9 protein-coding genes are annotated in these 14556 nt (G+C 36.0%); 6 read left to right on the top strand and 3 right to left on the bottom strand.

Annotated elements, in window-relative coordinates:
• Positions 1–77: 77 nt before the first annotated feature.
• Positions 78–371, bottom strand: coding sequence for a helix-turn-helix domain-containing protein (locus AC0NBN_RS15630; RefSeq protein ID WP_160811710.1), 294 nt, complete (start codon positions 369–371; stop codon positions 78–80).
• A 186-nt stretch (positions 372–557) separates the two neighbouring features.
• On the opposite strand from AC0NBN_RS15630, the gene ccoN reads away from it, so the two are divergent.
• The 6 genes from ccoN (at position 558) to AC0NBN_RS15600 (ending at position 13367) form a co-directional block, all read left to right on the top strand.
• The gene (ccoN, locus tag AC0NBN_RS15625) at positions 558–2837 is read left to right on the top strand and encodes a cytochrome-c oxidase, cbb3-type subunit I (RefSeq protein ID WP_160811709.1); all 2280 of its coding nucleotides are present in this window, start codon (positions 558–560) and stop codon (positions 2835–2837) included.
• An 18-nt stretch (positions 2838–2855) separates the two neighbouring features.
• Entirely contained in the window at positions 2856–3734 is an 879-nt protein-coding gene (locus tag AC0NBN_RS15620; RefSeq protein WP_160811708.1) for a cytochrome c, read from the top strand.
• 396 nt (positions 3735–4130) lie between these two features.
• Complete coding sequence (locus AC0NBN_RS15615; RefSeq protein ID WP_160811707.1) at positions 4131–9176, top strand: translocation/assembly module TamB domain-containing protein; 5046 nt, start codon at positions 4131–4133, stop codon at positions 9174–9176.
• Between the two features lie 100 nt (positions 9177–9276).
• Positions 9277–11628: a translocation and assembly module lipoprotein TamL gene (gene tamL / locus AC0NBN_RS15610; protein WP_160811706.1), complete on the top strand. Its 2352-nt coding sequence runs from the start codon at positions 9277–9279 to the stop codon at positions 11626–11628.
• A gap of 135 nt (positions 11629–11763) precedes the next feature.
• Positions 11764–12678 (top strand): YihY/virulence factor BrkB family protein, encoded by a 915-nt coding sequence (locus AC0NBN_RS15605; RefSeq protein WP_160811705.1) that lies wholly within the window; start codon positions 11764–11766, stop codon positions 12676–12678.
• A gap of 125 nt (positions 12679–12803) precedes the next feature.
• The gene (locus AC0NBN_RS15600) at positions 12804–13367 is read left to right on the top strand and encodes a hypothetical protein (protein WP_160811704.1); all 564 of its coding nucleotides are present in this window, start codon (positions 12804–12806) and stop codon (positions 13365–13367) included.
• Between the two features lie 86 nt (positions 13368–13453).
• Here the strand turns inward: AC0NBN_RS15600 and AC0NBN_RS15595 are convergent, their stop codons facing one another.
• Together AC0NBN_RS15595 and AC0NBN_RS15590 are read right to left on the bottom strand one after the other, a co-directional pair.
• Positions 13454–13837: an HU family DNA-binding protein gene (locus tag AC0NBN_RS15595; protein WP_160811703.1), complete on the bottom strand. Its 384-nt coding sequence runs from the start codon at positions 13835–13837 to the stop codon at positions 13454–13456.
• Between the two features lie 237 nt (positions 13838–14074).
• Positions 14075–14458, bottom strand: coding sequence for a helix-turn-helix domain-containing protein (locus AC0NBN_RS15590; protein ID WP_160811702.1), 384 nt, complete (start codon positions 14456–14458; stop codon positions 14075–14077).
• Positions 14459–14556: the final 98 nt, after the last annotated feature.

The raw sequence follows: 14556 nt of genomic DNA, 5'->3' as shown, positions 1-14556 counted from the left end.
TACAAAAGGGAAGGGGGAATAGTCAATGGTCAATAGTGAATGGTGAATGGTGAATTGTTTTTGTATGATAGAAAGGATTATTTTAAACTTTCGGGAACTTCAATATTATTCTTTTTCATGTAACCAAGCAGCTGTTTATATTTTTCTTCAAAGTCATCTGTTCCGCATTTATGAGAAATACTGCAGATATCGGACGGTTTTATATCCAAAATGTCAGAAATTTTTGTGAGGATTTCAAGATTGATTTTTACTTTAGAATTTTCTATATCAGAATAGGCTTTTTGTGAAATACCCATTTCAAATGCCATGTACTCCTGAGTAAGGTCACGTTCTCTTCTTATTTTTCTGATACTTTGTCCACAAATTTTCATCGTACTTATTGCTTTAGTAGTTTTGGGTATATTTTAGAAGTATATCTAATAGCCATAGACAAAGTTAGTAAATACCTTTGTCAAAATATTATACAAGCAGCATAATATTTATTACGGTTATATAATTCCTTATTTAAATGAGGAAAACAACAGTGAAAAATTGATCCGCTGCAAGAAACAAGACTTATGGAGACGCAAAAATTTAATTATGACAATAATATTGTCAGAGCATTCCTCTATGCAACAATTGTATTTGGAATTATTGGTTTTATTTTGGGGCTAACAGCAGCTTTGATGCTTTTCTATCCTGAATTACCTGAATTTTTATTCGGAACTGATGATACAACTATTATGAGTTTACGAAGCGGTAATATTCAGGGATTAATTAATTCTCAGGGCGCTTTAGGTTTTGGAAGGATAAGAATGCTTCATACGAGTGCTGTCATTTTTGCTTTCGTGTGTAATTCTTTTTTCTGTGGTGCTTACTACAGCATGCAGAGACTTCTTAAAACAAGAATGTACAGCGATACTCTTTCATGGATTCATTTCTGGACATGGCAGATTATGATCATTGCCGTTGTGATTACATTCTTAATGGGGATCAACACTTCTAAAGAATATGCTGAACACGAATGGCCAATTGACATTCTGATTACTTTTTCATGGGTAATTTTCGGAATTAATATGTTTGGAACGATTGCTAAAAGAAGAGTACGCCATTTGTATGTTGCGATTTGGTTTTATATTGCTACATGGATCGCGGTTGCCATGCTTCATATCTTTAATAATTTGGAAGTGCCTCTATCATTTACAAGCTGGAAATCTTATTCTGCATACGCCGGAGTAAAAGACGCATTGGTACAATGGTGGTACGGTCACAATGCTGTTGCGTTTGTACTGACAACACCGGTTCTTGGTTTGATGTATTACTTTATGCCAAAAGCTGCGAACAGACCTGTATTTTCATACAAATTATCAATTATTCACTTTTGGTCTTTGATTTTCGTATATCTGTGGGCAGGACCTCACCACCTTCAGTATACTGCTTTGCCGGCATGGGCCCAAGCGGTGGGAACAGGGTTTTCCATTATGCTTATTGCTCCGTCTTGGGGCGGAATGCTCAACGGTTTATTAACTTTAAGAGGAGCTTGGGATAAAGTAAGAGAAAATCCTATTCTTAAATTCTTCGTTGTAGCTGTTACATGTTACGGAATGGCAACTTTCGAAGGTCCGCTTTTAGCAACAAAATCTTTAAACAAGATCGGACATTATACTGACTGGGTAATTGGACACGTACATTTAGGTGCCTTAGGATGGAATGGCTTCATGGCATTCGGAGTAGTGTATTACCTGATTCCAATCATGTGGAGAACAGAACTTTGGTCTAAAAAACTTGCCAACCTGCATTTCTGGCTGGGTACTTTGGGAATAATTTTCTATGCTGTACCAATGTATATTGCAGGATTTACCCAAGGTTTGATGTGGAAACAGTTTAATCCGGACGGAACTCTTTTATGGAAAAACTGGTTAGATACCGTTACTGCTATTATTCCTTATTATAAAATGAGATTTTTAGGCGGATTATTTTATTTAAGCGGAGCAATTTTAATGGTTGTTAATGTTTATAAAACCATCCGAAAAGGATCATTCCAAAAAGAAGTTCCTGCAGAAGCTCCTGCATTAGCAAATGTCGGAAGCGCAAGAAAAGAAGGCGAAGGTGTCCATCTATGGCTGGAAAGAACTCCTCATCTATTATCAATATTGGCATTTATTGCAATCGCTATCGGTGGATTGGTAGAAATAGTTCCTACACTAACCGTGAAAAGCAATTTACCCACTATATCTGCAGTAAAACCATATTCACCATTAGAACTGGAAGGTCGGGATCTGTACATACGAGAAGGCTGTAATTCCTGCCATTCACAAATGATAAGACCGTTCCGTGATGAAGTTAACAGGTTTGACGGTAAAAACGGACAATATTCCAAGGCAGGCGAATTTGTATACGACAGACCATTCCTTTGGGGTTCTAAAAGAACAGGACCGGATTTACATAGAGAAGGTAACAGAAATCCTGATTCATGGCACTTCAAGCATATGTACAACCCAAGAGTTACATCAGCAGGATCTATCATGCCACGTTTTCCATGGCTGATAACCAACCAACTGGATCGCTCACAAATGGTAGACAAAATGAAACTGATGAAAAATACTTTTGATATTCCTTATACTAAAGCACAAATTGATTCAGCAGATCAATGGGCAGATAATCAATCTAAGGCGATTGTAAAAAGAATTTATGCTGAGGCAGCTGATGTAAAACTACAGGTAGAAAAAGATAAAGCTGCAAAAGGAAATCAATTTGTACCTCTGGAACAGCGCGAGATTATTGCTATGATTGCTTATCTGCAAAGACTGGGAACAGATATCAAAACAACTGAGATTAAAACAGCAAGTGTAGATTAATTTTAAATATTATTTGAAATGAAAACAAGAACTCCAATATCTATATACATTGCTCTTACCATAGGGATCATCATCATGGCATTTGAAATGTTTGCAAAAGATTCCGATTATCTGTCTACACCTATTTTCTGGGCATTGCTGATTATCGTAACCATCTTGCTGCTCATTATGAATTCTATCGGGGATTTAGTAGAAAATGAAAGATTCAGCAGACTGACAGATGAAGAAAAGCGAATGTACATTACAGATAAAAACACTTCTTATTTACAGAAACTCTGGAACTCAGCCTTTAAAAAGCAGTCTCAGTCCGAAGAAACGGATATTCTTATTGATCACGGTTTTGACGGAATTACCGAACTCGACAATTCTTTACCTAAATGGTGGATCGGGCTTTTCTATTTCGGAATCATTTTCTGCGGTGTTTATATGATTGCATTTGCCTTTACAGATTATGCTCATCCGGATGTGGAATACGACAAGGAAACGAAAATACAGCTGGCTTCGATAGAAGAATACGAAAAAAATGCGCCACCCATCAACCTGGAAACAGCAAAATACAGTGCAGACTACATTTCTGAAGGTGAGCAATTGTTTAAAACCAATTGCGTAACCTGCCACGGCGACAACGGAAAAGGCGGAATAGGACCCAATCTAACAGACAATCACTGGATCAACATTAAGGAAAAAAGCTTATTCAAAAATGTATTCTGGATGCTTGAAAATGGTTCGCCCAACAATCCAACCATGCGTCCGTTCATTAAAGAAGGAACTATCACAGGAAGAGATGCCGAAAAAATTGCATCTTATATCTATCATATTAACCAGGAAAAATCACCAGTTACACAAGCTCAGGGAGGCGCTGCCCCACAAGGCGAAGCTGTAAAATGGAAAGAATAATTACTCATTTTAAATATATACTTTATGAATTGAATCTCCATCAGATGTATGTCGCGGTTGTAACTCAACTAACATCTGAAAACCTATTCACTTTTTAAATATTCCATAATATTTAATATCGGCCGAGGCATACATCAAAAGAACCTGTTCGTTTGAACAGGTTTTTCTTATTGTTCAAAGTACCACATTTTTGTATTCTTAACATAAAATTCTGCAATTGGCAAAAATCTTGCTTAAATGATATAACGGCTTCAAAAAAACTGCCATAAATAAATACATCATGCTAAAACTCATTACTTTTCAAATTCTGAAAATATAAGACATCCATAATTTCATGCCCGTGAATTGCCTTTCACATATAAAAACGAATTGTATATTTGTCTAAATCACAGAAACTTGAAACTGAAATTTAATAAAAGAAAAATTCTCAGAGGTGTTGTTATAACAATCATCTCCATTATTGTTTTAATCATACTTCTCATCCTTAGTCTCAGACTTCCTGCCGTACAAAATTATGTAAAGGATAAACTTATTGTATATCTGGAAGGCAAAATCAAGACAAAAGTAAGCTTGGATAAAGTCTATATTGGTTTTCCAAACAGCCTTATCATGGAAAACCTGTATCTGCAGGGACAAAATACCGATACGCTTCTTGCGGTCAAAAATTTTGATGTAGGTCTTAATATGTGGCAGCTATTAAAATCTAAGGCAGATATTACTTCTATTGATCTGGAAGGAGTGAGAGCTAATGTCGTAAGAAATCCCCAGGGAAGGTTTAACTTCGATTATATTATTGATGCTTTTGCTGCTTCAGATGAAGAGCAGGAAAAGAAACCCTCAAAACCTTTCATTATTTCTTTAGATAAAATTAAACTGAAAGATATAGGTCTTACTTTCAACGATCAACAATCAAAAAATGACATCAAAGTTTATTTTAAATCTTTTGATACAAGAGTAAAGACCTTTGATCTTCAAAACAATTCTTACGCAGTTAATGATATTAATCTAGACGGGTTAAAATTAAAACTGAAGCAGGATCTTGTGGAAGAAGTTTCAAAAAATGTTGAAGAAAAAGTAGATTCTTTAAATCAGAAAAAACCTATGAAATTAGGTTTAAACGGAATAAAACTGACCAACTTTGATGTAGATTATGGTGATGATAACACCAAAACTTTTGCAAAAGTTCTATTTAAAGAACTCAGTACCAAAGTCAACAGCATTGATCTGGAAAACAACAATTATAACATTGGAAATGTTTATCTGACCGGAGCAAACATCAATGCCAATCTTTTTCTTCCGGCAGACAATGCAAATCCTAAAAATCAGAATGATCCGGATCCGGCAAAAACTTCGGAGCAACAAAAAGCAATGAATCTTGTTTTAGGAAAACTTTTACTGAATGACGTGAAAGCAGCTTATAACAATACAGCTATTGCTCCCACAAGAAATGGAATGGATTTTAATCATCTGAACTTTTCTAAACTCAATCTGGATGTAAGGAATTTTAAAATGGAGAACGGAACTTTTGCAGGAAGTGTAAAATCTGCCGAAATTCAGGAAGCCAGAGGATTGAATGTACAAAAATTTAACACCGATTTTGTATATGCTGAAAAAGAAGCGTATCTGAAAAATCTTTATCTGCAAACTCCAAAAACAGTTTTGAGAGACGAGGTTGTGTTAAATTATAACTCGATTGAACAATTATCTTCCAATGTAGGTGCGGTGAAAATCTCAGCCGACATCCGTGATTCTAAAATCGGATTTTCTGATATTCTTAATATTGTTCCTACTTTACGAAATACTGCACCATTCAACAAATACCCTAATGCAACGTTGAATGTGAATGCTATTGTAAGAGGAAATGTCAATGATTTATCTATTCAAAACTTGAAGGTTTCTGGTTTGGATAAACTCAGAGTTTTGGCTTCGGGAAAAATCAAAAATGCAACAAATCCTGACCAATTGTATTACGATCTGAATGTTGCCGAACTTTCGACAGCATCTAAAACGATTTATAATATCGTTCCGAAAAATACTATTCCAAACAATATAACATTACCTTCGTTCTTAACCGTTCGTGGAACGGCGAAAGGAACCACACAGGTTGTTGACACCAATCTTCGCCTTACTTCTACTCTGGGAAATGCTGCGGTGATTGCAAAAGCAGATTTAAGAAGAAAAAACAGAGAAACTTTCGATGTAAAAGCCAATCTTCAAAGCTTACAGATTGGAAAAATAATCCAGAATAAAGATCTGGGAAGCATTACGGCACAAATTAACGCTAAAGGACAAGGTTTTGACCCGAAAATAATGACTGCTAATTTAAATGGCGATGTACAATCTGCAACTTACAACGGTTATACTTATCAGAACATGAATCTGAAAGGTAAAATCAACCGTGGCGTTTATGATATTGATTTAAACTCAAAAGATCCGAACGCTAATTTACATCTTGCCGCTTCAGGAGTTTTCAATGATAATCCAACCGTGAAAGTCAATGGAAATATTAATAAATTAGACTTAAACAAGCTTGGTTTTTACAGTTCACCAATGATTATTGCAGGCGGAATTGACGGAGATTTTACAAATCTTGATCCCGATCATCTGAATGGATATCTGAATCTTCAGAATTTTGCCATTTCAGATACAAAAGAAGTGTATCCGCTTCAGGAAGTTAGACTCAATGCAGTTTCTACCGCTGATTCAACCTTACTAAAACTCAATTCCCAAATTGCCGATGTTGAACTCAACGGAAAATATAAATTAACTCAGATTTTCGGAGCCTTATCGCAAACTATTAATCAGTATTATCAGTTTCAGAAGCCAGATCCAAATCAGAAAATTGATGCCGGACAGTTTTTTACGCTTAATGCTGCGATTAAAAATGATGACCTCATCAGAAAATTTGTTCCTAATCTGAAAAGTTTTGAGACGATCAATATAAGCGGAAACTACAACGCAGATTCACAGAATATAGAGCTGGATGCCAACATTCCACAGGTTGTATACGGATCCAACTCGTTAGAAAATACAAGTCTGAAAATCACCAACGAAGATCAGGCGTTACAGTATAACCTGGACGTTGCCTTAGTGAAAAGTGAAAGTTTTGCTTTAAATAAGGTCAACATTAATGGTGATATTGCCCAAAATACCATTAATTATAACATTACAACAAAAGATGAAAAAGATGAAACCCGGTTTCTAATTGCTGGAAACGCAAAATCTATGAACGACATTACAGAAATTTCTTTAAATCCTGACGGTTTAAAACTAAATTATGTAGACTGGAATGTTGCTGAAAATAATAAAATTCAGATTTTCAGTCAGGGAATTGTGGCAGATCAGTTCAGACTTTCCAACTCGGGCGCAGAAATTTCTCTTCAATCCGAAAGCAGCTCACCAACAAGTCCGCTGAATGTTTCACTGAAAGACTTCAAGATTGAAACCATTACAGAAATCATTAAGAAAGATTCGCTTCTTGCTAAAGGAACGATCAACGGAACAGCACAATTGAGAGATTTAACCAAAAATATGACCTTTACTTCTGACATTGATGTCACCGATCTGTTTGTTTTCGGAAGTCCGGTCGGAAACCTTGATATTAAAGTCAACAACCAGTCAGCAAACGTTTTGAATGCAGACATTGCACTTTCAGGAAATAATAATGATGTTAAAATCTTAGGAACATATAACACTTCTGCAAGCAGCTTTGATTTAAACTTAGATATGAATCAGCTTCAGATGAAAACATTACAGGGTTTTACACAAAATGCTATTACCAACACGGAAGGTTATCTCTCCGGAGATCTTAAAATAACCGGAACAGCAGATTCACCGAGAATTTTAGGTGACGTAAAGATGAATAATGTGGGAATGATGATTGCGCAAACCGGAAGTGACTTCAGAAACATCAATGACAAAATCAGTTTTACCAGCCGCGGAGTAGAATTTGATAAGTTTAAAATTAATGATAAAGATGGAAATTCTCTCAATATCGACGGACAAATACTTACAAAAACCTACAGAGATTTTGCCTTTAATCTGGATGTAGACGCAAAAGATTTCAAAGTTGTCAATTCAGAAAAATCGAACGATGCCATCATGTACGGAATTTTGGCAATAGATGCTGCCTTACAGGTAAGAGGAAATTTAGACCTACCTAAAGTTGACGGAAGACTGGCAGTGTCAGAAACTACAGATTTTACTTTTGTACTTCCTCAATCATCGCCTTCATTACAGGAAAGAGATGGCATTGTGGAATTTATTGATCAGGATCAGGTAGAATTAACAAAAACCATCAAAGCCGATTCTATTGATTCGCAGACCAACCTCAAAGGAATGGATGTAAATGTGAATATTGAATTGAGCAAAGAGGCAAAAATGTCGATTATTATTGATAAAGCCAACGGAGATTTTGTAAAACTTCAGGGTGAGGCAGATCTTACCGGCGGAATAGATCCTTCAGGAAAAACAACTTTGGTAGGCGTTTATCAGGTAGAAAAAGGAAGCTACGAAATGTCGGTAAGTCTGTTAAGACGAAAATTTGATATTCAGAAAGGAAGCACCATTACCTGGACGGGTGAGCCCACCACCGCTGACCTTAATATTACTGCAGTTTATAAAACTGAAACAGCACCCATTGATCTGGTAGAACAGCAGTTTTCTGGAAATCCATCAGAACTGAACCAGTTTAAGCAGAGAATTCCTTTCAATACTTTATTGATTCTGAAAGGTGAGCTGCTGAAACCTCAGATCAGCTTTGACATTACAACAGACGAGAACAACAATGCGGTATCTTCTAATGTAACCGAAACTGTAGATGGCAAACTTGCCCAGCTTAGAGAGGATGAGAACGAAATGAACAAGCAGGTTTTTGCTTTATTGCTGCTGAATCGTTTTATTGGCGAAAATCCTTTCCAAAGCAATTCCGGATTATCTGCCGAAACCATGGCAAGACAGAGTGTGAGTAAAATTCTTTCTCAGCAGCTTAATAATTTAGCTTCAGATTTGATCAAAGGTGTTGACCTCAACTTCGATCTGGAATCTACAGAAGATTATTCCACCGGAACGCAGAATACAAGAACCGATCTGAATGTAGACATCAGCAAAAGATTATTGAACGACAGATTAAAAGTATCTGTTGGAAGCAACTTCGGACTGGAAGGAGAAACCAGACAAAATGAAAATACCACCAATATTGCGGGTGATGTAACCATAGATTATGCACTTTCCAGAGACGGAAGATATACCTTGAGAGCTTATCGCAAAAACGAATATCAGGTTGCTTTACAAGGGCAGATTGTAGAAACCGGGCTTGGATTTGTCATTACCCTGGATTATGACAAATTCAGAGATATTTTCAGAAAGTCCAGAAACAACCGAAACAGAGAAGCCATTCAGAATAGAAGAAATAAAGATAAAGAAGTCGTAGAATTTAAATAAAATTTTAACAGAGAACGTAAATTAACTGTTTTATACGTTCACAAAGACGATTAATTCAGCAAGAGAAGATTACGCTGAGTTATTAATTCAGAATATAAACATGAGGAACAAACTAAACATATACTGTAAATATTTTTTGGTTTCAGGATTTACTGCAACAATCATTTCGTGCAGCAATACAAAATTTCTGAAAGACGGACAGATGCTCTATACCGGAGCTGAAGTAAAAATAGAAAGCGACTCACTTTCCAAAAAAGAGAAAAACGAACTGGAATCTGCTCTGAAAGATAATTTAACTCCTAAACCAAACTCATCTTTTTTAGGATTGAGACCGAAGTTATACGCTTACAATGCCACCAAGGAACCAAAAAAAGAGAAAGGACTCAGATATTGGCTGAAATACAAATTTGGAGAAGAACCCGTTTTACTGGGCGATGTTGACAGAGAATTCAACAAAGATATCATCGTTAATTATTCTGAAAACAAAGGCTATTTTAACGCTAGAGCAAGGTATGATACTGTATCTAAAAACAAAAAGGCAAAGGTAATCTATACGCTAAACCCAGGTGGAAGATATCTAATCAGTAACGTAAATTTCCCTGCAGATTCATCTGAGATCAACAAAGAAATTCAGGTTCTTAAAGATAGAACTTTGCTTAAATCTGGAAATCCTTTTGATCTGGATGTCATCAAAGCAGAAAGACAGCGAATTGATGACGGGCTTAAAGACCGAGGTTTTTATTATTTTAATCCCGATAACATTATCGTTCAGGCAGACAGTACAGTAAGTAAAAGAAAAAATGATGTAGAACTTATTGTCAAGTTAAAAGACAACACTCCTACACTTGCGCAGGAGCAGTTTACCATTGACAAGGTAGTGGTTTTCCCGAATTATAATCTGCGTGATGCAAAAAGAGGAAAATACAGCATTCCGATGAGTGCAGATTCTCTTACAGGTTATGAATACAACAATATATTTGTCGTAGATCCTGAGAAAAAATTCAAGCCAAAAGTGTTTGACCGGGCTTTATATTTTGAAAAAGGAGATCTCTACAACCGGAAAGATCATAATCTTTCTTTAAACAGGCTAATCAGTTTAGGGGTCTTTAAATTTGTGAAAAACGAATTTATAGTTTCAGATTCTCTGAATCATAAATTTGATGCTTATTATATTTTAACGCCTAGAGAGCTTCAGTCTCTACGTCTCGAAGCATTAGGACGAACCAATTCTGCCAACTATGCGGGAAGTGAAGTGAACCTGAACTGGACACAAAGAAATTTTTTCCGCGGAGCCGAACAGTTTAAAGCGTCTGTTTACGGCGCATTCGACGTTCAGATTGGAGGTCCTTCGGATGCCGAAAACATTTTCAGAGCCGGAGCCAATGCCCAGCTTTCCATCCCGAGAATTGTGGCACCCTTCCGTTTCAATTCCTCAAGTGCCTTTGTTCCAAGAACCAATATTCAGCTGGGATATGAATTTCAAAACCGAACCACTTTATATACTTTAAATACATTTAATGCCTCTTTTGGTTATCAGTGGAAGGAAAATGTCCGCAAAGAGCATGAACTGAAACTGATTGATATTTCATTAATTGACCCAGCGAACGTAACACCAAAGTTTGATTCTTTAGCCGCTAGAAATCCTTATTTACAAAGGATTACTGACCGACAATTAATTTTCGGACCGACATATTCTTACACTTATTCTACGACAATGCTTCCTAGAAAAAATACATTCTATTATAAAGGAATGCTTGACTTAGCCGGAAATATTACAGGATTAGTAACCGGAGCCAATGTAAAAGATGGAAAAGAAAAAAATATTTTTGGAATCCCATTCAGTCAGTACGCCAAAATTGAAAACGATGTACGCTTCTATCATAAATTTACCGAAAAAACATCTATTGCGACAAGACTCATTGCGGGTGTAGCAGTACCTTACGGAAATTCCGAACACATTCCCTTTGCCCGACAATTCTTTGTGGGTGGTAGTAACAGTATCAGAGCATTCCGTGCAAGAACTTTGGGACCCGGAAGTTATGACCCAAGGACTGAAAATTCAACAAGAGCGATTTTTGATCAGGCGGGAGATATTAAATTAGAAATGAACGCTGAATACAGAGCCAACTTATTTAAATTTCTGAATGTTGCAGCATTTGTGGATGCCGGAAACATCTGGCTTATTAACGATGAATTTGATGATACTGGTACCAATACAAGACCAGGTGGAAAATTTTCAAAAGAATTTTTAAGCGAAATCGCTGTAGGAGCAGGAGTTGGTTTAAGGTTAGATTTTTCAATACTCATTCTGAGGCTTGATCTTGCGATGCCGTTAAGAGTGCCTTACTATGATAAAGGAGACCGATGGACGTTCGACAAAATCAATTTTGGAAGCGGAGCATGGCGAAGAGATAATCTGATCCTGAATATTGCTATCGGATATCCGTTCTAACCATCGAATAGCTTTTAGTAATCAGCTTTTAGCTTAAATGCCTCCTTTTTCTCGTGTTGGCGGGAAAATTGAATTACCAAAAAACCGCCAAGCCGTTTTCAAGTAAATATTAATTTCAATTATCAAAACCAAATCATGCTTAAAGAACTAAAATTTTTCTGGGAAACCGTAAAAGAGACCTTTACAGAATGGAATAAATCCAGTGCGACAAGCGATTCGGCAAGTCTCGCTTATTACGCAATCTTTTCGATTCCCGGATTATTAATTATCATTATCTGGATTGCCGGATATTTTTTTGGTGAAGAAGCCATCCGCGGACAAATCACTTCTCAAATCAGTGGAATGATGGGACAGGATGTCGCTAAAAGCATACAGGAAATGATTGCAGGCGCTTTAATTGATAAAGAGAATATTTTTATGAAAATCGTTGGGATCGGATCCCTCATTTTTGGTTCTACTACCCTTTTCTTTCAGCTTCAGAAATCATTGAACAATCTTTGGGATGTGGAAGCCGCACCCAAAAAAGCTTTGGTGAAATTTCTTTTAGACCGTGCCAATTCTTTGGGGATGATTCTTATTTTGGGATTTCTTCTAATGATTACAATGGTAATGTCTTCGCTCATCAGCCTTTTCAATGATTTTATCACCAGGTATTTTGGTCTGGAAACTTATCTCATTGTAGAAGTCATTAATTTTGCCATAGGTTTCGGACTGGTCATTTTGCTATTTGCTTTAATGTTTAAAGTACTTCCTGACGTAGAAATGAGCTGGAAATCAGTATGGAAAGGCGCGATGCTTACGGCTGTGCTTTTTACACTAGGTAAATTTTTGCTGAGTTTATATTTCTCTCAATTTAAACCTACCTCAGCATTTGGAACCGCAGGAACGGTGATCTTAATTATGATGTGGATCAACTATTCCTGTATGCTGGTTTTTTTCGGAGCCGAATTTACCAAAGTTTATACCTATAAAAGAGGTTTGCGCATAGAACCTTCCAAACACGCCAAATGGAACAGCGCAAAATTATACAGAGACAGTCAGTCAGAATGAAAAGAAATAAAACTTAATATTTCGTACAATCCTAATAATATTCCCTGAACTCAAGTTTCTTATTTTCATCAATTTATATTAATTTGAACTATATCATAAAAATATTATATTTGCAATAAAACATTATGATAAGAAAAAAATTATCATTTATCCCTCTACTTATTTTTATTACATGCTCTACAATAATATCTTGTCATACTGAAGAATCTTATTCCGAGTTTCGACAGGTTTATGACAGCAATTATCCGGTAAGTTCAAAAAAAATTTCAATACAAGATAGCCAACACAAATCAAAATTACTAACAGAATTAGAGAATTCTAAAGCTATCATCAGAAAACTTAACCATACTGTTTTTGGGAAAAATATAAATTATAAAGAAGGAGTTTGGTTCGACACTCAACAAATAATATACATTGAGAATGGACCTCAACTACATACTTATACGTTTAGCTTTTTCCGGGAAAATTATAGTAGTGAGGACATTATTTCAAATCTTCTGTTTGTACCAACAGCAGAAGGAACATATGCTAAGTACATTGTTTACTATAATTTTACAGAAGAGGAGGAAAACACTTTAAGGAAAGGCGGAAATGTAGATACTAAAGGTAAAATGTCAACTGTATTTATAGATGGTGATAAAAAATATAAAACGTGCGTGATGGATGTGCAAAAAAAGGTTAATAAATAACTTTAAAATATTTTTGATGGGCATTAAAAAAAGTAACATCAATAAACAAAAATCCTCCCGAATTTTTCAGGAGGATTATTTGTTTGTTAAGCTTTCTTTTTAAATTCTGCAAGCTTCAGAGCATCCTTGATCATCTTACCCGGTCGGAAGATGGTTTTTACCGTTTTGATGCTAGAAGCGTTCACTTCTTCTGCGGTGTCTTTCCCTTCGCTGGAACCGCCTGCCTGTAGGGTGAAATACTCACCTACATAAACAATCTTACCATCGGCTACATCGTCGGCAATTTTAGAAAAAGTGCTTTCTAGTACGGCAAGAATGTCGGCTTTGGATACGGTAGAAACTGAGGCAGCATGCTTGGCAAGATCTGCAAGAGTGGTTTTCCCATCGCCAATGATGTTGGCATAATACTTTGGGGGATTGTTGGGCTGCTGAGGGTTCTTCTTAGGAACTACACTGAATGTAATAGGCATTTTCTTTTCGATTATTTGCGTTAAACAATATTTTAAATAACAGAACTAAATTAAGAAAAAAATGAAATGAAAAACAAAAAAATATCTATTATAAAACTTGTTTTTAAGTTATAAAAAAAACGTCCGCACGTTTTAATAAAAAGATACGGACGTTTTGCTCAAAAGATACGGACGTTTTTATGAAAACGTCCGTATCTTTTTGCAGAGTTATTTTGAGGCATTTGCAAAAACGTTCTTTTACTTCTTCAAAAGCTGCTCTATCAGCCTGTTCTGGATCTCCATCAGCTGAGACATCTGCTCCTGATTCTGCACCAGACTTTTCACCAAGTCATCGGCAAATGTGTTGTTAATTGTTATAGTACTGTAAGGATTTCCGAATGCAGAACTATGATTATTATCGACAATGTTTTGAAATACCTGATCATCCAAAAAGTACTGCGGTTCTACTCTGAAAAACTCTGCTACTTTTTGCATAAACAAAAAATCTAATTTTTCGATGGTTCCGTTTTCTATTTTGCTGAGATAGCTTTGCGAGACATCCAGCTGCAGTGCCAGATGTTCCTGCGAAATATTCTTCTGCTCTCTCAGTTCCTTTATTTTATAGCCTATACTTTTGTTCATAATTTTATTTTTGCCGGATAAAGATAAACTTTTTATGAGAAATACATTATTCCAAACGGAATGATATTTTATTCCGTTTGGAATTGCGTCTGTGTGAT

The organism is Chryseobacterium sp. L12 (genome assembly GCF_056133985.1).
Note: the sequence above shows the minus strand (reverse complement) of the source record. Positions and strands in the feature narration are given on the sequence as shown.